Source organism: Paenibacillus xylanexedens (assembly GCF_001908275.1).
Taxonomy (GTDB): domain Bacteria; phylum Bacillota; class Bacilli; order Paenibacillales; family Paenibacillaceae; genus Paenibacillus; species Paenibacillus xylanexedens_A.
In genome coordinates, this window is the sequence record NZ_CP018620.1 from 6,683,458 (window position 1) to 6,704,630 (window position 21,173).

The 21,173-nt window shown below is 45.9% G+C and carries 12 protein-coding genes and 1 riboswitch; of the genes, 4 read left to right on the plus strand and 8 right to left on the minus strand.

Annotated elements, in window-relative coordinates:
* Positions 1-6: 6 nt before the first annotated feature.
* From BS614_RS29240 to BS614_RS29250, 3 genes are all read right to left on the minus strand, one after another.
* Entirely contained in the window at positions 7-1,041 is a 1,035-nt protein-coding gene (locus BS614_RS29240; RefSeq protein ID WP_074096455.1) for a cytochrome d ubiquinol oxidase subunit II, read from the minus strand.
* Positions 1,038-2,384 carry a cytochrome ubiquinol oxidase subunit I gene (locus tag BS614_RS29245; protein WP_036606964.1) on the minus strand — a complete coding sequence of 449 codons (1,347 nt, stop codon included), beginning with the start codon at positions 2,382-2,384 and terminating at the stop codon, positions 1,038-1,040. The genes BS614_RS29240 and BS614_RS29245 overlap by 4 nt, the downstream gene beginning before the upstream one ends.
* Positions 2,385-2,769: 385 nt before the next feature.
* Positions 2,770-5,616: a PAS domain-containing sensor histidine kinase gene (locus BS614_RS29250; protein WP_074096456.1), complete on the minus strand. Its 2,847-nt coding sequence runs from the start codon at positions 5,614-5,616 to the stop codon at positions 2,770-2,772.
* A 344-nt stretch (positions 5,617-5,960) separates the two neighbouring features.
* Here BS614_RS29250 and BS614_RS29255 point away from each other — a divergent pair, with 344 nt between their 5' ends.
* Positions 5,961-6,659 (plus strand): response regulator transcription factor, encoded by a 699-nt coding sequence (locus BS614_RS29255; RefSeq protein ID WP_017692253.1) that lies wholly within the window; start codon positions 5,961-5,963, stop codon positions 6,657-6,659.
* 48 nt (positions 6,660-6,707) lie between these two features.
* Here BS614_RS29255 and BS614_RS29260 read toward each other — a convergent pair whose 3' ends face one another.
* Positions 6,708-7,127, minus strand: coding sequence for a hypothetical protein (locus BS614_RS29260; RefSeq protein WP_074096457.1), 420 nt, complete (start codon positions 7,125-7,127; stop codon positions 6,708-6,710).
* Between the two features lie 242 nt (positions 7,128-7,369).
* Here BS614_RS29260 and BS614_RS29265 point away from each other — a divergent pair, with 242 nt between their 5' ends.
* The 3 genes from BS614_RS29265 to BS614_RS29275 all read left to right on the plus strand — a co-directional run bounded on the left by BS614_RS29265 (position 7,370) and on the right by BS614_RS29275 (position 11,310).
* The gene (locus tag BS614_RS29265; RefSeq protein WP_074096458.1) at positions 7,370-8,512 is read left to right on the plus strand and encodes a virulence factor; all 1,143 of its coding nucleotides are present in this window, start codon (positions 7,370-7,372) and stop codon (positions 8,510-8,512) included.
* Positions 8,513-8,659: 147 nt separating this feature from the next.
* Positions 8,660-8,877: riboswitch (Lysine riboswitch) on the plus strand.
* Between the two features lie 117 nt (positions 8,878-8,994).
* Positions 8,995-10,473: an amino acid permease gene (locus BS614_RS29270; protein ID WP_074096459.1), complete on the plus strand. Its 1,479-nt coding sequence runs from the start codon at positions 8,995-8,997 to the stop codon at positions 10,471-10,473.
* A 195-nt stretch (positions 10,474-10,668) separates the two neighbouring features.
* Positions 10,669-11,310, plus strand: a complete 642-nt coding sequence (locus BS614_RS29275; RefSeq protein ID WP_074096460.1) for a class D sortase — start codon at positions 10,669-10,671, stop codon at positions 11,308-11,310.
* A 126-nt stretch (positions 11,311-11,436) separates the two neighbouring features.
* Here BS614_RS29275 and BS614_RS29280 read toward each other — a convergent pair whose 3' ends face one another.
* The 4 genes from BS614_RS29280 to BS614_RS29295 all read right to left on the minus strand — a co-directional run bounded on the left by BS614_RS29280 (position 11,437) and on the right by BS614_RS29295 (position 21,079).
* Positions 11,437-15,948 (minus strand): collagen binding domain-containing protein, encoded by a 4,512-nt coding sequence (locus BS614_RS29280; RefSeq protein ID WP_074096461.1) that lies wholly within the window; start codon positions 15,946-15,948, stop codon positions 11,437-11,439.
* 162 nt (positions 15,949-16,110) lie between these two features.
* Positions 16,111-17,238, minus strand: coding sequence for a transglutaminase domain-containing protein (locus BS614_RS29285; protein ID WP_074096462.1), 1,128 nt, complete (start codon positions 17,236-17,238; stop codon positions 16,111-16,113).
* Between the two features lie 293 nt (positions 17,239-17,531).
* Positions 17,532-19,925 carry an S-layer homology domain-containing protein gene (locus tag BS614_RS29290; RefSeq protein ID WP_074096463.1) on the minus strand — a complete coding sequence of 798 codons (2,394 nt, stop codon included), beginning with the start codon at positions 19,923-19,925 and terminating at the stop codon, positions 17,532-17,534.
* A 227-nt stretch (positions 19,926-20,152) separates the two neighbouring features.
* Entirely contained in the window at positions 20,153-21,079 is a 927-nt protein-coding gene (locus tag BS614_RS29295; protein ID WP_244898230.1) for an alpha/beta hydrolase, read from the minus strand.
* Between the last annotated feature and the right edge of the window lie 94 nt (positions 21,080-21,173).

Consider the following 21,173-nt stretch of genomic DNA (forward strand, 5'->3'; position numbering starts at 1 on the left):
ACAGACTCATCCTTTCTTTTTACCAGAATTACCGCGCACATAATTGGCATCAAACAGGAACAGCTTCATAATCAGCACAAGCGAAGGAATGAGCACGAGTAGCCCCAGACTAAACGCTGTAATGAGCGCAATCCCCATCGTCCGATTCGTAAAGCTGTCGTAAATATTGATGTAAGGATACAGAATGTACGGAAGGTGGGATCGCCCGTAACCATACCAGGCAAAGGCAAACTGAAGCATGACAGCAACAAAGCACCAACCCAGATATTTACTTTTCCACACCAGCGACACGGCAATGACAAAACAAATAAACGAAGCGATGAACATCCACGAAATATTCACCATCTGCTCAAAGTGTTCGGGGTTCTGTTTGTTAATCTGCAGAAAAGCCAGAAAGCTTGCAAAAATGGTAGGCAAACTCCAGAGCAGCGCGTACTCTCGAAGCACCTCATATGCCGGCTCATCCCCCGCCCGTTTTGCATAATAGGAAAGAAACATCGCCGAGATGTACAGCACACTGACCAGTGCAAGCAAAACAACCGACCAGGTATAAGGATTCGTCAAAAATTCACGCCAGCGAAAAAACACCTGATCGCCCACCTCTTCAATGATCCCGCCTTCGGATATCGCCAAAATGGTGGAGAATACCGCCGGAATCAGCAATCCCGTCGCTCCATACAATGCCATGTAGATCCGGCTGTTCTGCCCATGGTTGCCATAGGTATTGTAGGCGTAATACACGCCCCGGATGGCAAGCAGTACAATGGCCAGGGAACCCGGAACCAGCAAAGCCGTCCCGTAATAAAAGGCGCTGTCCGGATAAAACCCGACCAGTCCAACCACAAAAAAGATCAAAAACACATTCGTCACTTCCCACACTGGAGACAGGTAGCGCTGAATGATGTTATGAATTTTGTTCTCGTGCCCGGTCAAGATGCTGTAAAAGCTGAAGAACCCGGCGCCAAAATCAATCGAAGCAACGATCAGGTAACCGAACAAAAACGTCCACAATATTGCGATGCCTGCAATTTCGAAACTCAATGCACAATCCCTCCTTCAAGCCCCAGAGACTCCAGTTCCTTCTCAGCTTCCTTGTTGCGGAACAGCTTGCTGAGTACCCGAATGCACGAGAAACACAGGATCAGATACAGCAAGATGAACAACACTAACATCCATCCTACCGAAGTTGACGTCGTGGCTGCTTCCGCCACCTTCATATACCCGCGTAAGATCCAAGGCTGCCTGCCAACTTCAGCGAACATCCACCCCAGCTCGATGGCAATCATGGCTAGAGGCCCTAGCAAAACAATGCCGAGTAGCAGCCATTTGGGATATGGTTTGCGCCCGGGCAACCAGCGCCGCAGAACATATAACACAGGAATCATCAGGATGATTACTCCCGTTGTGACCTTCAGGTCGAACATATAATGAATGGACAGCGGTGGCCTCAGATCCGCAGGAAACTCTTCGAGCCCTTTTACTTCCGTATCTGGACGATTACCCGCCAAAATGCTAAGGGCATAGGGAATCTCAATGGCGTATTTCACCTCATTGTTCTCATCCAAAATCCCCCCATAGACGAGCGGTGCCTCTTTCATCGTCTTGAAATGCCATTCTGCGGCAGCCAGCTTCTCAGGTTGATATTTCGCCAGGAATTTACCAGAGGAATCGCCGATCATGACGGTGCTGATGGCAAATACGAGCGCAGATACCGTCGTGAGTTTCAGTGCTTTTTTGTAATACACATGATCCCGTCCCCGAAGCAAACTGAAGGCGGCTATCCCCGCCAGAATACCTGCACTCAAGGTGTAGGATGAGGCGAGTACATGGGACACTTTGGTTGGCGTTGCCGGATTCAACATGGCAGCAATCGGATGAATGTCCTTCATGATGCCATTAATCAGGGTGAATCCCTGAGGCTGGTTCATGAAGGAGTTGACCGTCGTAATGAAAATCGCAGATGCAGATGAGCCGAGAGCTACCGGAATCAACAGCAGCATATGCGTATATTTCTTTTTGAAACGATCCCACGTATAGAGGTAAATTCCAAGAAAGATCGCCTCTATAAAAAAGGCAAACGTCTCCATGAACAGCGGCAAGGCGATTGCCTGACCCGCTACCCGCATAAACATCGGCCACAGCAGACTGAGCTGTAATCCGATCGAGGTGCCTGTAACAACTCCAACGGCAACGGTGATGACAAAACCTCGTGCCCACCGCCGTGCCAGCAAGGTGTAATGCATATCATTGGTTCGTAGTCCTCGCCACTCGGCCAAGGCAATCATGAGTGGAACGCCTACACCGATAGAGGCAAAAATAATGTGTACAAACAGGGTAAGACCGGTTAGTATCCGGCTGAGCAAAACAGGGTCCAGGGATGACATGGTTACACTCCTCTTTCACATAATCGTTATGTACCACAGCAGTTACTCTGCTTGAACGTGTATCTCAATAACTCATGATTCGGATGATGCTCTTCACAACGGCATACAGCACAACCACAGCTGCAACCAGACAGACGATGATGAGTGTTTTCTCTTGTTTACGGAACATATACCTGCCGTCCTCCTTTTGCATGGGATGCAAATTATGGCTCTATAGACAGTTTGCAAAAGAAGTTGATTTTTTATCCGGGGAAATTGAAAAACAAAAAAAGCCTTTCCCCTTATCACGCTCACGCGCTGAAGGGCAAAGGCTCTATTCGTAGGTCTCTTACATAAATTATTATTCATAAAAAAGTGAAATACATTTCTTCATCCATCCTTAAATCTACACCAATACGTCCTGCTTGGGCAGTCGAACCTTGAACGTACTTCCTTTGCCCGGTGCAGATATAAAGGTCAACGTACCCTTGTGATCCTCTACAATTTTACGGGAAATGTACAACCCGATTCCTGTTCCACCAATCTGCCGGTGATCCGAATTATCGACCCGATAGAATTTGTTGAACAGCATGTCCTTCTCTTGCTCCGCAATACCTATTCCGTAGTCACGCACATCAAGACATAACCATTCCTCTTCTTCCCATAACGTAACATCGATACGATCGGCTCCCGGCGAATACTTGACTGCATTGCCCACCAGATTATGCAGAACCTGAACCATCCTGTTCTGGTCAGCATAAGCAAAAAAGTCTCCATTAAACGTATGCACGTAGATACGTTGGGCAGACTTCATATTCCACTGTTCGGCAACCCCTTCTACCAACTCCACCAGCGGTACATACGTCATGTGGTAAGTCATACCTTCGTTGTCGAGGCGCTGAATATCGAGTACATCATCGAGCAAACTGCTCAGCCGCTTGCCCTCCGAAGAGATGGTCTGCATGAATTCCCGCTGTTGAGCTGCCGGAAGGTCATACATCATCATGAGTTCCACATACCCCATTATGGTGGCTACAGGCGTTCGAAGCTCATGAGATACCACACTGATCAGCTCATTTTTCATCCGATCCAGCCGTTCTTCTCCTGTCCGGTCACGGAACACCAGCAGAAACCCATGGTTTTTACCCGGGACATCCATCTGCTTCATGTACAAGGAAAATACACTTTTATCCACATTATTGAATATAAATTCGGTCTCAATAAAAGCCGTTTCTCCATTCAGGAATGCTCTCGTCTGTTCCATCAGATTGAAGTTGTCCGTTAATACCATCGTATCAATCGCCTGCGCCAAATCCTCAATGGATCTGCCCATAAAATCACCCAAACCAAACATCTCTTCTATCCTTCGGTTGACGATGGTTATGGTCCCTGATCGATCAGACATCACGAGCCCTTCTCGTACGGATTCAATAAATTGCTCACTGATATCTCGCTGTTCCTGGATGGCAATCTTCTCATTGAACAACTCCGAGTTCAGCTTCTCCAGCGCAAGGGCATGACGTACACGGTCTTCTTCTGCTCTGGTCCGCTCCGTAATATCCTTAATAAACAGGTTATATAATGTCTCATTTTTGCCCAACTGGATCTCAACAATCTTGTACTCAATCGGAAATACGGAACCATCCCGTCGGATACCTGAAATTTCTTCAACGATGGTGTATCTTTTACCTTCCACATATTCAAATCGCTCCAGCAAATTCTTGATTTCCTTGCAGCTGGCCCCTTGAAAAAGAGACGGCGCTTCCTTGTGCAGGATCACTTCTTCCCGACGCAATCCAAACATTCTTTCAGCCTCCGGATTAAACTCAACGATCAGCCCATTGGAGTCCACAGAGATAATCGCATCAATAGAGGATTCAATAATGGCACGTTTGACCTCTTCACTATTCTTGAGTTCCTTGGTACGCTCAATAACCCTGTCCTCCAGCGTTAACTTGTCGTGACGAATCTGTTCGAATTGTTCCAGTAGCACATCGGACATTTTGCGCAAATTACCAATCAGGATCTGTACTTCGGTTACATGGCTGGTTGGCCATTCCAGCTTCCCATTTCGAAACAGCAGTCTCGGCAGAGAGCCTGTCATCCTGGTCAGTCTTAACAGCGGGCTAACAACCTTACTGCTGAGAGGAGCCGCTACAATCATGGAAGCCACGATGATGGCGAACAGGGATTGCAGCGTGGTCAGATAAATCGATTCGATTCGGGGGTAATACTTGGACGAGTCAGTCACAATGAATACCCGATAAGGTGTTAACCTTGTCATTGCTGCTTCATAGATAAAAGAGGCTTGTTTCCAATGATTCAATACATCGCTGTAATGGATATTTGCGGAACTTAACAGAAAGAGGTTATCCCTTGATTTCAGAAGACGGAATCTGTCCATGTCCAGGTAATCGCCCTCCTGTAGTGTATTCAAACCAGAAGCGACGACTGTATCATTGCGATTCAGCAGAATCACATTCACACCCAATAGATGATGATAACGCGCCATATTCTGATCCATATTCTCGGAGGTAACATACTCTTCATCAAGATCCTGAACAACCGCAGTCGCTGCATATTTCATATCACGTAATATGGCATCATTCATTTGACCCAATTGTCTGCGGCTATCTGCAGATAACAGTACGAGAGAAACAAATACCACAAAGGCAACTACGTATTTAAACGCAATTCTTGTTAGTGGAATGGTTCCCGTCCGCTTTGATTTGTGTTCTCCCGTGGTAATCCAGAAATCAACTACAATTCCCGCAAGCAGCGCATTCACCATACCAATCACAGCAATATACATATACTCATACTTCACATCGTCTATATTCATACCCAACATAAAATGCCCGACATAGATAACAGGAAATAACATCACTACCCAAAAGACAGCATCAGCCTTGATTAAGCTGCCATTCTTCCAACGGCTCTGCCAAACGAGCATCCAGATTAATTCCATGAAATGAGCAAGCATTATAGATAAATTGTGCGGCTGGAAGCCAACAAAGACGGTATTCAGCAGATGGATGACTATGAGGGTGACAAATCCATAGATGGCCCCATGCAAACGTAGAGCAACGAGTACTGCCGCGCTACCAATCATAAACTGTACACCATAGAATAAAGTAAACGGGAAAATAGTGCTTAATGAGCCCAGAATGATCAGAATGCTGGTCCCAATCCAGGGTATTCTCAGCTTCAACACAACCCAATCCAGCATTTGTCTTGCCTTTATACGATCCATAAGCAATTGCCCTCATGGATCATTTTTTCTTCTGTTTTCAACAACAACGTTGGTTCCCCCTATAAACTTAAGCGGATACAATATTACTTTTTTCCCCTTAACTCGTTCTGATCCATTATACTGTAATTAATACTTTGTGTAGCTTTGGGAAATTCTGATTGATCGGCAACCAAACTGCATTCATGCTAAAATATTGAAGTTCATTCAAAAAGCTTATTCTTTCTCTACATATACATCCTATATTTTGGGATAGAAACATTAAAAAATTTGCGGCATTTATTTGCAATTCACCTTGTTTTTTTAGCATTTTCTTAACATATTATTTTCACCAGGAGTGTGACCCTATGACTATCAAAGTACTTCTTATAGAAGATGAGAAAAATCTGGCCGACATGATTGCTTTCTTTCTTGAGGAGGAAGGATACATCACTGAACGGGTTCATCATGCCCGCGAGGCACTTCAACTGTTTCCACAATTCCAGCCGGATATTGTTGTAACGGATCTCATGCTTCCTGAAATGGATGGAAATGATCTCGTAGAAGCCTTTCGCCAGCACTCCACTGTGCCCATTCTGATGATCTCGGCAAGCACCATGCTGAATGATCGACTTCGCGCATTGCATAATGGTGCGGATGACTTCCTGTGCAAACCATTTAGCTTGAAAGAGTTGGATGCCCGGATTAAAGCACTGCTACGAAGATCAATCATTTCCTATCAGGATAAACCGGTAAAAGAAGACAAGCAGGCAGAGGTTACTGGACATGTGAATGTGAATGAATACAGGAGAACTCTGTTTGTGGATGGCGTTGAAATCGAGGTCACTCATATTGAGTTTGAGATTATGAAGGAATTGTACCGAAATCCGGGCAAAGTGTTCACCCGCAATGAACTGATGGATCGGATCAAAGGCTCCGAACGCGCCTATCTGGATCGTACCATTGATGTTCATATTTCAAGTCTGCGTAAAAAAATTGAGCCTGACCCCAAGAACCCACGTTATATTAAGACGGTTTGGGGAACAGGCTATAAATATGTGATCTAATATGATCGTAACGCTTGAAAGTTAAACACCTTTGGCCATATCCCTTTTTTATCTCATGGATAAGATGGGTGGTATGGCTATTTCTGATTTATGGACAGACGACGAATGCAACCAATTTTCCATATCCTTGATTAGTTGATTCGGGTCTTGCTCGTTCCAGAGAATCATCTTCATCTCACCTGTACCTGTAATTTCTTGCAGGTGACGCTTCCGAATAAGGGATTGGAAATCCGTAATGACCAGTAACGGAAGTTGTGGCATAAAAGCCCGAATGGCATTTGCTGCTGACACCGCTTCTTCGGCAACCTGATAATCAACAATACAATAACGGGCATTTTCCCAACTTCCCCGATGTGTTTCTATTGCAGAACCAGATGTTGAGTCCTCAATCCAGTTCCTGAACAATTGAATAATATTCTCATATGCAATATGACGTTTTCCATCCGAGAGCACGGTAATGGGTTCCATAGGTATAACCTCCAGTTGATTCTTATCTTTATTGTGCCAATTTTCGTTTAAAAATGTTTGTGCGTGAACATGAAAGAAGTGTTAACAAATTTCGTACTTCTTCACATTAAGTGTTAGAAACGTCCACTTCACTTCTAGATGATTTCGCAGATTCCACACATTGATGTAAAATAGAGAAATACCCGTGTGATTTAATTTACGGGAAGTTAAAGATGAATCTGGTACTATAGGAGGTTACATTGATGAATATTGTTTCCATTGAACCAACACCAAGTCCAAATACGATGATGCTACATCTCGATGAACGTCTGGAGGACGGAATTCGCAAAACATATACACTGGACAACGAACGATCTGCTCCGGCGTTCATTCGCCAGATGCTTCATATTCCCGGTGTAAAGAGTGTGTTCCACACGACAGACTTTGTGGCACTTGATCGTAAAGGGAATGCCGACTGGTCCGTTATCTTGGGTGAAGTCCAAAATCGCCTTGGACAGCAAGGCATTGATCTGGACTGGATTGAATCCGAAGATGGTTCAGGCGAGCACTTCGGAGAAGCACAGGTATTTGTACAATTCTTCCGAGGTGTACCGATGCAAATTAGGGTCAAGGCCGGGGTCAAGGAAGAACGAATCTCGTTGTCAGACCGCTTTGTCAAAGCCGTAACAGAAGTCGCCAGTGCAACGATGATCAAAGAACGTAAACTGAGTGATTACGGTGTTCGATATGGTGAATTGCCTGATATCGCACGTGAAGTCGAGCAGGAATTGGAAGCGGCTTATCCCCCAGAACGACTCGATCAGGTTATCAAACAGGCCATTGAACATGGTACCAATTCCGAAGAGTTCGTCGAGCGCCGTCGTGAATTGGATGGGGCTGAACTTGAAGAGGCTTTGCGGAGCGAGGACTGGAATGTTCGCTATGCGGCATTTGACGGTATGGAGCCTACGGCAGAAAGACTGCCTCTCGTAGCTCATGCCCTGCATGACAACAAAATGCAGATTCGCCGCTTGGCTGTCGTATACCTGGGTGACATTCGTACACCGGAAGCGATGGAATTGTTGTATGAAGCGCTTCAGGACAATTCTCCTGCGGTACGCCGTACTGCCGGGGATACCTTGTCGGATATCGGTGACCCTGCTGCAACCCCAGCTATGACAGCAACATTATCCGATAAAAGTAAACTTGTACGCTGGCGTGCAGCACGTTTTCTCTATGAGGTGGGAACTGAAGAAGCAGAGCAAGCCTTGCGAGTTGCAGCCGATGATCCTGAATTTGAAGTCAGCCTGCAGGCCAAGATGGCTCTGGAGCGGATCGAATCGGGCGAACAGGCAGCTGGAACGGTATGGCAGCAGATGGCTGGCCGTAACAAAAAAGAGGAATAGTCGTCTCTCAGACCTCACATCCAACAATTGTTATTGCACTGGAAAACCATGCGCGTTATACTGATTGTCTGTTTACTAAACAGGACACACGGTGTTAAGTTGTGTTGTTCATAATTTCATAGACAATAGATACACCTCATCCATTGATGGTGAGGTAGAGGTCGCGGGTGCGATCAGTACGCTGATGGAGGCGCTAAGGAGCCGCTTATGAGATCAGCCGAAAGGTGTACCCGCCGAAGCTCATTGGACGTTCCTTATACGGTCCGTTGAGCTGGGGCTGCTGTCGAAAGGCGCAGAACTGTCACGGAAGTACATTTCCTTTATATATAAAGGTATGAATTCTTCTGTGTTGAGCTATCTTAATCATCTGGGACATGGTGCGGACATTGAAATATTAAAGACCGCAGGCTGATGCCTGTGGTCTTTTTGTTTATGAATTCAAGTATCGCAAACATCAGTATATCGAATGAAGGAGTGTTTCCATGCAAGACCGCAGTAACCCAACAACAACTGGACCTTCCCTGAAAAAAGGATTACGCGCACGCCATATGACGATGATCGCCCTCGGTGGCTCAATTGGTACCGGGTTGTTTCTCGCAAGTGGTACCGCCATCTCAACCGCAGGCCCTGGTGGAGCATTAATTGCCTATGTGGCCGTTGGCATCATGGTTTATTTCCTAATGACCAGCCTTGGTGAGCTTGCTACCTTTATGCCGGACTCCGGTTCATTTAATACGTATGCCGCACGTTTTGTCGATCCTGCTCTCGGGTTCGCCATGGGCTGGAACTTTTGGTACAACTGGGCGGTAACCATTGCAGCAGAGCTTGCTGCCGCTACTGTACTCATTAAATACTGGTTCCCCGACAGTTCATCCATGTTATGGAGCTTATTGTTCCTCGTGCTGATCTTTTCCTTGAACGTGTTGTCTGTTAAAGGCTATGGAGAGTCCGAGTACTGGTTCGCCATTATTAAAGTCGCTACTGTTATCATCTTCCTGGCCGTTGGTGTGCTCATGATCTTTGGTATTATGGGCGGAGAAGCCGTTGGGTTCAGCAACTTCACCATCGGTGATGCGCCCATCCATGGCGGATTCTTCGCTGTACTTGGTGTGTTCATGGCTGCTGGATTCTCATTCCAAGGTACCGAGCTTATCGGCGTAGCCGCCGGTGAAAGTGAAAACCCGCGCGAAAATGTACCTCGTGCAATTCGTCAGGTATTTTGGCGCATTTTGATTTTTTACATTTTGGCGATTACTGTGATCAGTCTGATCATCCCGTATACGCATCCGAATCTGCTCAAAGGTGACCTGGAAAATATCGGTGTCAGCCCGTTCACACTGGTGTTTGAGAAAGCAGGCCTCGCCATTGCGGCTTCCGTCATGAATGCCGTTATCCTAACTTCCGTACTCTCTGCCGGTAACTCAGGCATGTATGCTTCGAGCCGGGTTCTCTATGCCCTTGCCCGTGATGGTAAAGCCCCTCGTTTCCTGGGCAAGCTGAACAAAAAAGGAATTCCAATGAATGCACTTTTGCTTACAACAGCCGTTGGTATGTTGGCATTCCTTGCCTCCCTGTTCGGTGATGGGATTGTGTACACCTGGTTGTTGAATGCATCCGGTATGTGTGGTTTTATCACTTGGCTGGGTATCGCTATCAGTCATTATCGCTTCCGTCGTGCATACGTTGCACAAGGCAGGGATCTGAGCGATCTGCCTTACCGTGCACGCTGGTTCCCGTTTGGGCCGATCTTTGCCTTTGTCCTGTGTATTATCGTGATCATCGGACAGAACTATCAGGCATTCACGGGTGATCAGATCGACTGGAGTGGAGCCATCGTTGCCTACCTGAGCGTACCCCTGTTCCTGGTGTTGTGGCTCGGTTACAAATGGATCAAAAAGACCAAAGTGGTGCCGCTGCAGGAATGTGACTTCACACCTACCGATTCATCAAGTGATAAATAGTGGCTATTTAATAAAACCTCCCCTTGGCGTTGCAGTTTTCCTACTGTAGTGAAACGGGGAGGTTTTGTTTTGGGTCTACTCTTTCCCTGATCAATTCCTGTACGTCCTTTCGTCCCTGTCCATATTTTGTATAGATCCGTAAGTAGAATAGAGAAAGGTATACTATTTTTCTTGGACAACGGGAGTTGATGTATAATGAAAAAATTCTCTATTCTGCTCGTTCTATTGGGCATCCTGGTCATCAGCTTTCCTTTCCTGCGGGAAACGTATTATGACTGGCAGCAAACCCGTGTCATGAACGATCTGGAGCAATTGCAAAACGGTTTGTCTAAGCTTAATCACTCCTTCGAACAAGGCATACAGGATGCAGCTTCCACCGAGCCGACTACTGACAATACAGCTACAGTGCAAGAGCTCTCTTCGGATACGTTAGGGATACTATCGATTGACAAGATTAATGTCCGCTTACCGATTCTGGAGGGTGCAACGGAGGACAATATGAAGGTAGCTGCAACCCATCTTGTCGAAACCACCCGTATCGGGAACAAAGGTAATGCTGCCATAGCCGCTCATCGTGCCCACAAAAAAGGACGGCTGTTCAATCGTCTGGGAGAACTACAGATTGGTGATTCTATGGAAGTCACCTTGGCAGATCGAACGATTATCCAATATAAGGTAGATCAGATATCCGTTGTGGAGCCAACTGACTTATCTGTGCTGGAGGATCCCGGGCTTGGACAGGTCCTTACCTTGATTACCTGTGATCCACTCGTCAATCCAACACATCGCCTAATTGTAAGAGCTATTGCAGTGAAACCAAATGTTAAGGGGACCTGATCCTTCCTAAATATCACCAAAAAATACCCTCTAGCATATTCACACGTCGACGCTAAGTCTTCGTAGTGATTGCTAGAGGGTATTTCTATCTACACACGATGAATTTTAGATACTGCGTGTTTCGATCTAGCGTTGAAGCTGTTGTCTGCGGCGGAAGTACATGAATCCCGCGCTACCTAGCGCCATCAGCATCATGCCCACAGCAGTGTAAGCCATTGTGCTCTCTTCACCTGTTTGTGGCAGCATTCCCTGAGATCCAGAATTTCCGTTTGGCTGTGATGCGGAATTTCCATTGCCCTGTGATCCATCTGTATCCGTTCCAGCAGGAGGTGCAAGTGCACCATCCCCATCAGGTGCATCTGTATCCCCAACTGGAGGTGCAGTATCGTCACCGTTGGAATCGCCTGGTGTCGGTGTCACTACCCCGGAATCTTCATCTGTCGGACTTTCGGTTCCTCCCCCAGACTCTGTAGGTTCAGTTACAACCGTGCCTGGAACCGACGGATTTGGCTTTCCTGGTTCCGGAGTTACTGGTTTCTCTGGATCTGGTGTTACACCCGTAGTAGGTGTTCCCGGATTATAAGGTCCACTAGACCCACCACCCGATACCGGGATAGCCTGATTTGTTTTTTCCACAACTACAGCTTCGGTTTGTATGTTCGTAATTTCAAATGGTACTGGTGTTGTTTCCAACATGTATCCGTTAGGCGCTTTTATTTCAACCAACTGATATTTATTGATATCCAAGCCTTCAAGTACAATTTCACCTTGTTGATTGGTTGTCAATGTAGCTTCATCTAGACCTGTTACCTTGTGGAACTCCCAATTCCCATTTGCATCCATCAATGCAGTCTGAGCTCGTAATTCAAATACAGCTCCTTGAAGGTGCTGAGTTCGACCCGCATTGGTTTTAATCAATTTCACAGAACGATCATTTTTTTTATTTTCAATGGTTAATTGAGTTTCCGGTTTGATAATAGATACAAGCGTCTCCGGCTGTTCAATAACAAAGCCTTCTGCCTTGGTCTCTACCAATGTATATGAACCATAATCCAAACCATCGAATTCAATGACCCCATTTAGGTCGGTTACTTTTGTATCGATGACAATGTTGGAACGATCACGCAATTCGAATTCAATTCCGCTTAATACGGACTTATCCTTGGCATTTACTTTGGTAACGACAAGTTTACCACCTGCACCCATTGCATTAGACTTCGTCAATGTAATACTCTCCGTCTGATTCTCTACAATCGTGAACGGAATTGATGTAGCATCCAATTGATAAAACTCAGGTGCCGCGACTTCTACCAGCTCATAATCCCCTGGCAACAGTCCACCTTTGGCGATCTTTCCATCTTCCCCTGTCGTTAACTCATCGATTTTCTCTCGCGTTGCTCCGTCCTTGGAGTACAATTCGAAAGTTGCACCCTTAAGTGTCTTGGAGGAGTCCACCGCATCTACCTTGGTTAATTCGAAGCCTTGACGAATCTTTTTATTTTCAATTTCAAAAGCGATATCCGCATCCTTGAATTCAATCGTTTTACCTGATGCAGAGCCATATTCAGGATCAACCAAGTATCCTGCCGGTGCAGATAATTCTTTTAACTTATAAGGTACACCGTTGGTTAGATTGTTTAATCGATAGTTTCTGGAGCTTTCAACCACACCATTCTCGTCCGTTGGTTTCAATGTTTCCAGAAGCGTAGTTCCAGACGCATTATAGATTGCAAATATTGCCCCCTCCAGCGGAACTCCTGTATCACTGACTTTGTGAATTCTGATTTTGCCCAGACCTGTAGAGGCTCCTCCACCTGCTCCAGCCAAGGAAACTTTGATTCCCGACTGATTACCTTCCCCGATTACCGAGGAAGATTGGCCTGCAAATTCAACCTTATTCTCAATTCGGGCGCCATGATCGGCATTAATATAAGACTGATATTCCAAAATGAATGCGGTATGGATATCTTTCTTGAAGGTAAAGGTAAATGTATTGCCCTCTACATTCAATTCATAATCAGCCGGATCAACCAATCCAGCTTTGGTGGATACATTGCCTGAATTGTTGGCAGGTAAATTGGTTGCATATAATTTCAATGAATCAGCCAATAAAATCTGGTTCTCTGACAAGGTATCTGTTAATTGATTACCCGCGGGATTGAAAGATTGACTTGGATTGATATTTACCGTCCATGATGCTTTATCCGTTGTACCTTCTTGCTTCCCTGTTTTGCGCACGTATACACCACCGTTGGCAGGTGTAACACTGGCTGATCTATTAAATCGTATTGCACCACCCTCACCATCCGTCAGAACAGCCTGGTTGGCATATGCGCCTGCGACAGAATATGGTCCATCCAGACTTGTTTGGTACTGAATGCGATAAGCCATTTTGCCAATGTTACCCAGATCCAACGCAAAACCTTTACCGTCCGGGTTCAACTGGAATTGACCAGATGTGAGCGGAACCTCGCTACCTACAGCAGTAACATTATTGGCTCCCTGCAACTCTAACTCATGAACTTTCAATGAGCCGTCTACGAAAGATTGGTCTCCAGTGTAAGCATCCTTAAGGATTGCATCCTTAATATCAAACAAATTGTAGTTTACATCGATTGTCCAGGTGATCTTTTTATCTTTGGCGCTATATTCACCCTTTTTGTTACCATTTTGAATCGTGTAGTCTTGCGGTTTGACCGCAGCAGATTTGGTAATCGCAGTCTGTTTTACATCAGACTCTTCCCAATCGATCTTGGCTGAGTTGCGATATTCATCATTCGTTGGCATACCCGCTGTGGGATCGAAGCTTGTCTTATAAGTAATAACATGCTCCGTACTGAGCGTTACGCCGTCCTTCAAGCGAAGTGAGAATCCTTTTTCATACGTTGGATCAGCCGGGTCTGGAGTCAGTTCAAAGTCCTCTTTGTTAACACCACTCACTTGAAGACTACCCGGAATCAGTTTCATATGTCTGCCTTCGTAATTGTCGGTGATGACGATATCCGTCATGTCCTGCAAATCACGGTTCAAAACAATCTGCCATTCGATTTCTTTTGTGTTGAAATTTTCACTTTTTACACTCTTTGCAAAAATGACTTCCTGAATGTCTCTTCGACCTGTTTTGGAAGTACCATCATACATGTTCACTGTGTTCGTAATGGTGTCGTTTGTATAAACACGATGAATGGATTGTGTATCATATTCAATCTCATAGGCCTTTGTAATATCGTTCTTAAAATGTAATCTGAAGCCATCATCGAACCCTGTACCCATCGCTTCGAGTGTGTATTCATTTGGATTGATCAGTGTTCTGTTGGAAGCCGCTCCACTTGCATTAATGTCCACTTGATACACTTTGACGGAATTGTTGATCAGTTGCTGTTTTGCCGTATCAAAGCGGTCTTCAATCCATGCATTCGTTTGCATGATTTCTTGCTGATTGTAGTTATATTGCACTTTCCATGTGATCGTCTGTGTCACCGGATCATACGCACTATCTTGCCCTGACTTGTTCAAAGGCTCATTAAAACTCACACGAACTCGGCCAATATCTGTTTCGTTGTGCTCGCTCTGATCCGTTGTAAGCGCAACCTGATTTTGATACTCCACGTTGGTGAACGGAGCAGTGGTTGGTGCTTTAACACTCGTCGTGTAAGTCACACGATAGGCCTTATCTGTATCTCCCAATTGAATTGGAAACTGTGGTTCCGTTTTAATTACTGGGCCTTCTTTTACAGATCCATTCAATTGCACTTCCAATTCGCGAATTTCGATATCGCCCTTGAGCTCTAGCTCTGCTGGGAACGTGTCTGCAAGAACAGCATTTTTCATAGCCTTCTCGCCTTGGTTAAAATCTACGGTCCATATAATTTCATCCGAGTTGAAGTTATTTTTGTTCGCGCTTCCCGATTTCTTCAACTTATCTACGGCTGTGTTGGCAAAATGCACATCAATGATGCCCTGCCCTACGGAACTAAAGTCTATCTGTTGTTTCAATCCATCTTCCATCTTGCTCTCATCGAACTTGATCCACACGTAGAAGTTACCTTCCAGCTGCGCATGCTCGATCAGTTCATTAAAGGTAAAAATGATTGTGCCATCTGGATTTACCACATACTCCCCAACACCGCCATCCAGATTACCCTTAAGCTGCGATCCGATGATGAATTTATCGGGCAAGTTAAAGGTGAATGTAGAGCCATCGCTGTAGTTGTGGTTGTCATCTGCAAGTCCCCATGTAAAGACTACAGCCACCTCATCCTGAATGCGTGGTCGAATATCCTCGATTTTATCTCCTTTGACTTCAATCGTGCCATTCCCGTTGTCTTCTGGTGCCTGATTGTACATCTGCACACTGGTAATCAATTGATCTGTAATTACCGGGCCTGCAGCTGCGATTGCTAAACTGCTCTGGTTGAGGTTTCCCTCCCCCTCTTCTTCCGGAGTGGCAGCAACGTCAACGTTGTCCACCTCTTCCGGACCTGCCAAACCTTCTTCTGACGCTGTATCGCTGATTGCACTGGCTGGCAAATTAGTTAATTCATCCTGAGCGTGCATGGTTGGTGTAAATATCCAACCCTGCATCATTTGCGTGACCAGTAACAGAGCAATGATCACTATGCTCACTTTTTTCCTCATTTTTTGCATATCCTCCTCGTACGTAGTGTTGGCATACGCCGAAGATTAGAATAGCAAAGCGACATATACAAAAAATAGACAACACTAAAATCCTCGTTTTTGAACACAAAATTGAACACAAAAAAGGATACTCCTCAATCGGAGCATCCTGTTCAACGGTTGTTACAGTGTCCAGTTAATTTTGACGCGCAGATCCGTAGTACCTTCCATTTTGGATACATAATAAGATATCGATTTCATGCCAAGTTGGTACAAATCCTGCAAATCTTCAATCAGTCCAGCCTCCGTACCCTTGTACCTGAACGTGAGCGAGGTTCCGCCTTCCTTCAGTGTACTTTGAACCTTGGTCTTCAGCGCAGCATGGCCTTTGACGGCATCCTGTTCATCATACAGGGAATAGTCCAGAGCATGGTACAGCTTCTGATAAGCGGCTTTTTTGCTATCTCCAGCCTTCACCAGCTTTAATAAAGCTTCTCGATATGAGGCTGGCGCAGCGGGGTACTTGCTTTTGCCTGTCCAGATATGGTCACGTGCCATCTCATCATCACTCAGCAAATAGTAGCTGTGGCTAACCTTACCTTTGCGGTCAGGGGTAGGATCATCCCAGGTGGTGTCCATGTGATACCACTTGCCGTCCAGGTTCACGATATTCCAGGCATGAAGCTGCCCGCCCGCTGTACCTTCCACAATCCGGTTATCGATACCTACTCGCTCCAGCATCCGATATGCCAACAGTGAATATCCCTGACAGACGGTACTGCCTGTAACAAGCCCGTCGTAGGCCGTATATTTCTTCAACGAAGTATCGTAGGAAAGGTTAAGCACAATCCAGTCATGGATGACCTTGACCTTCTCATGATCCGTCATGCCTGGTTTGATGATTTCTTTCAACACGTTTGTGACTTTACGATTCACATAATCGGTCTGCTCCTTGGTCTCCCGGTAGGAGAGAGTCACATGCACCTCGGCCGACACATTGGAGCCTTTATAATTAAATGCATAACTTTTAACAGTATACTGAATATAGGGGTCACTCTTCATTGCCTCATCGATGGAGGTTTGTAATTGTTTTTTGAGGCCTTTCACATTGCCTTTGTATGTAAAAACAAGTTCCTCCGTTCGCTGTGACATTGCGGTAAGCAAGGTCTGGCGCAAATCTGTTGCCGTGGATATATCTGATGTCCCTGATGCAGCATACAGCTGATCCAGATCAACCGTACGTGGTAATGCTACAGCAATCAGACAGCCTGCCAGCAGTATGGTGATAATTCGTTTCCCGTTCTTACCCATGAAAGGAACCCACCCTTCTTTGCAAAGTTCTCACGCCCTATTGTATCACAAAAGGCTCTGTCGTCATTCTTCTATATCATTTCAACTAAAGAATATTTACAAGAACACTCCGATGTCAGAACAACTTTCTGATCGCTGAGTAAATGTTTAGTTGAAATGATTTAATTTTTGTAAAAATTAAATCAAAAGAGACCTTCTATGGAAGGTCCCTTTGATCTTTAGTTCATTGAATCACGATTACCCGTTATCTTCATCCTATGATTCGCTTGGGCATGATATGAGTGATTCCTCGTCTAATACAGACGATTACCACTCATAAACGTATCTGTTTTACCTTGAAGCTTCGCCAGCCGTTCCAATACCTGTGACGCTTCAGCTACCGTCACTTTGCGTGCAGGCATGAATCGTCCTTCAATCGAAGGAAGCAATCCCAGCTTCAAACTCAGGGAAACCGCTCCCTTACTTGTAATAGCACTGGCATCCGCAATGTTGGGAAGATCCGATGGCAACGTATAGAATCCGGCCAGCTTCTCATAGCGTAAAATACGTACAAGCAACACTGCCAACTCTTCACGTGTCATCTCTTCCTGCGGATTCAAATTCTGTTCAGGGTCCGCTCCGGCAAGCCAGCGCTGATCGATTAATGCCCGAACTGCCTTATAATACGGGCTGTCAGGCGTCACATCAGCGTATAACTTGTCATCTCCGTCCCCACTGTAGTACAGATCCATATTTGGATTAATCGCTCTTGCCAGATAGTTAAACCAATCTCCTCGGGTGATCACACGATCCGGGAATACGCGTCCCTGCTCATCAGCAAGCAATACGCCATGCTGTGTCATATTGCGTAGAGCTGCTTCGGCCACATGACCCAAGATATCCGTAGGTTCAGCCTTGGTTGCAGAGCTTGTGTCCCCGTATAAAAGCTTCCACTCTCCTGTGTTCGCATCCAGCGCTTCATAGTTGCCATAGATCGAATTCTCATCACGTGTAGGCATATAAGCAAGGTTCACACCAGCCGGGATGACTTGACCACCGTTCATACCATATCCGCCATAACGGGAATATGCGAGGATCAGCTTGAACTCCTCCAGATAGAGTGCCTTGGCCTCTTCATAACTGATGGCTGGCTTAACATCTGCTGGCAGTTGTTCAGGCGTTGCTGCAATACGTGTATAGAACTCGTTAATCGTCCCGTTGTTCAACACCTGTACTTGTGCCGTATCTTCCTTAACCGGAATTCCGTTCAGATAACGCTGGAACAAAAATGTGCGAGCATCATCCACCTCAATCACGTTAGCCAGTCGGAACTGCTCCGTTGCGTCTGGAACTAGCGCAATCACCGTGTCCATCGCCAGTTTCTCAGCCTGCTTCCGGGTTACCAATTTGCCTGCCTTCTCCTCAGCCGGCTTCTGCTGTTCCATCTCCGGTCCGATTCGTTGCATCATCGTATAGCTGTAGATCTGCCCGGTAACTGCATCTACCTGTGCTGAGATATCCCGCATGAACATATAGGACATATTGGCACTTCGATCACTCCAGCTCAGACTCCACACCTGATTGTTCGGACTTGAGTAATATCCCTTGCCCAGCTGGCTATGTTCCAGCTTATAACCCTTGGGAATATCAAAGTTCGTTGCAACCCGATTGGCGGCCTGCTGAACATTTAATCTCGTACCATTGGCCGGGACAAAAGGAGTTACATCTCCTTTCAACTTCGTATCCTGCTGCAAAGAATCTTCATCTACAGCTTTACCTGTTAAAGTATTAATCCGTTCCAACGTATTGGCCTCAATCGGAACGATACTGATATTCTTCGGTGTGTAGCCAAGGTAATACTGCTGACCCTGCTTGGAAGACAAACGATCTTTGGAGATATAAGCTAGCTCCACATCGAACTGTTCTTCAAACTGCTGTCTGGCCTTCTCTTCTGAAGCTGCCGGTTTAGATGAGGGATACTTGGCTTCGATAGTACCTCGTGAGTAACCTGTCACCAAACCACTTTCATCCACATTAATGTAGACTGTCTCTGCGTCAGATAACAATCCATCATGTTTTAACTGGTACCCGTATCGATACTCTGTTCTGCCAAACAATGACTCTTGTTCGATGGAAGAATACAGATCTCCAAGCGGAGCATATTCACTTTCCTTAAGACCTGGAATCGCTTGGTACAACAGTGCCACGGCCTTTTCTTCAGCTTGAGCTTTGGTTAACTTCACATCCGATTCCGAGACATGTTTATCCAGGATATCCGACGGCAAATGTACACTTAACACTTCCCCTGTGCCTGCATGTACAGTTCCACTGAATCCCGACGTATGATTGCCTTGTGTAATCTGGAACCCGATCTCCCATGCCTTGTAGTCTGGCGGTGGATAGGAATTAGGTGAATCGAATCGTGCAGATGAGATCGTTGCTTTTTTTAACAATGGAAATAATTTCAGTATATTTTCACTGGCTTGCCTGGATGAGATTTTCGCTCCCTCAGGCACGTCATTGCTCGTTGCGTCTAGTTGTTCATTTTCCCCCGTTGTCGCTTCGGTCAACTGCTCTGCTTGCGCGGCTGATGCACTGCCTGCAAAACCTGGTGTTTGCGAAGCAAGCAGCAGTGTTGCCATCGCTGCGGTTGTTGCTTTGGTTGCGAACATTTTCAAACGTAAATTAAACTTCCAATTCAAACTCAAATCTGGACCTCTCCCTTCAATTTCATACAAAGAAGCATAACAAATAACCTCGCATGAATATTGCCAGTCTATTCTATGATACCATAAGCTTCCTTTTTAATCGTCGTTTTCGGGGCAATTTTACAAATGTGAATTTCTGCATATTGCTAATAACAGCAAAAAAAACGCCAACCACGTCGGCGTTTTCTCTGTTAGCCTGCACTCTTATGTAGGCTGAATCTACCTTGTCAACTACTCGCTTTAGACGAATCGTTCAACTTCGCCTGACCTTGGACATGGGTTTTCAAAAAGGGAATAACGGTATCCCAGAAGGCGGGATCTTCCTCTGAACAACTGTGTCCTCCGCTGTTGACCCATAGATGTTCAACAGGCGGATCGGCTTTGGACATAAAATATTCAAGCTCACTCGGGGGAATGAAATTATCTCCCTTGGAGTGCACCATAAGCATCGGCAGTTGCATCCCCCTGCGCCGTTCATTCAGCATCATCACCGGATCACGCTGACGATAGGATTTCAGAGATTCACCCAGTCGCCAGAACCAGATTCTCGGGATTAACTGGGCCAGTGGAAACAAGGGCAGACGCCGGCGTCTCAGCTCTGAACTGACGATTACCTCAAATTGCGATGGCATCGAGTCCGTAATCACTGCTGATACAGGAATTCCCTCCGTCACTGCAAGAATCGTACCCAGTCCACCCAAAGAATGTCCAAGTACTCCGATTGCATCTGCATCAATCTCTGGTCGTGCAGTCGTATACTGCAACGCCGCAAGCAGATCATCCCGGAACAGGTAGGCAGATGCAGCACGAACCGGATCACTGGCCCCGTGACTACGCACATCATACATAAATAAGGCATATCCTGCTTCCCAGATCGGACGTGCGTAACGAAGAACACGGGAGCGATTAGAGCCCCAGCCATGTGCAATAATAATGAGCGGCCATGGTTTCGGAATGTCGACTCTGGCCGGGATGAACCAGCCATGCACCCGACCTCCCCCACTGTCAAAGGTCACATCCTCAAATGGCATTGGGGGTGTCAGTGTGATTGGAATCTTCTTGGGTGTCTGGCTCTTTACCGCTGCCTTCCATAAACCACCTGCCGTTACTGCGGCCACGGCGAGCATGCCGCCTATCATTGTTTTAGCTTTCACAGGGCATCTCTCCTCTCCGAATTCTGGCATACATCCATCATAAAACAATAGAATGAACGGCACGTTAAGCGACATGGGTTTTTATGATAAAGAT

Excerpts from the sequence above, each read along its gene's own strand:
- BS614_RS29280 (WP_074096461.1), bottom strand. The coding sequence starts at position 15,948 with ATGAGGAAAAAAGTGAGCATAGTGATCATTGCTCTGTTACTGGTCACG.
- BS614_RS29250 (WP_074096456.1), bottom strand. The coding sequence starts at position 5,616 with ATGGATCGTATAAAGGCAAGACAAATGCTGGATTGGGTTGTGTTGAAG.
- BS614_RS29265 (WP_074096458.1), top strand. The coding sequence starts at position 7,370 with ATGAATATTGTTTCCATTGAACCAACACCAAGTCCAAATACGATGATG.
- BS614_RS29285 (WP_074096462.1), bottom strand. The coding sequence starts at position 17,238 with ATGGGTAAGAACGGGAAACGAATTATCACCATACTGCTGGCAGGCTGT.
- BS614_RS29270 (WP_074096459.1), top strand. The coding sequence starts at position 8,995 with ATGCAAGACCGCAGTAACCCAACAACAACTGGACCTTCCCTGAAAAAA.
- BS614_RS29260 (WP_074096457.1), bottom strand. The coding sequence starts at position 7,127 with ATGGAACCCATTACCGTGCTCTCGGATGGAAAACGTCATATTGCATAT.
- BS614_RS29245 (WP_036606964.1), bottom strand. The coding sequence starts at position 2,384 with ATGTCATCCCTGGACCCTGTTTTGCTCAGCCGGATACTAACCGGTCTT.
- BS614_RS29255 (WP_017692253.1), top strand. The coding sequence starts at position 5,961 with ATGACTATCAAAGTACTTCTTATAGAAGATGAGAAAAATCTGGCCGAC.
- BS614_RS29275 (WP_074096460.1), top strand. The coding sequence starts at position 10,669 with ATGAAAAAATTCTCTATTCTGCTCGTTCTATTGGGCATCCTGGTCATC.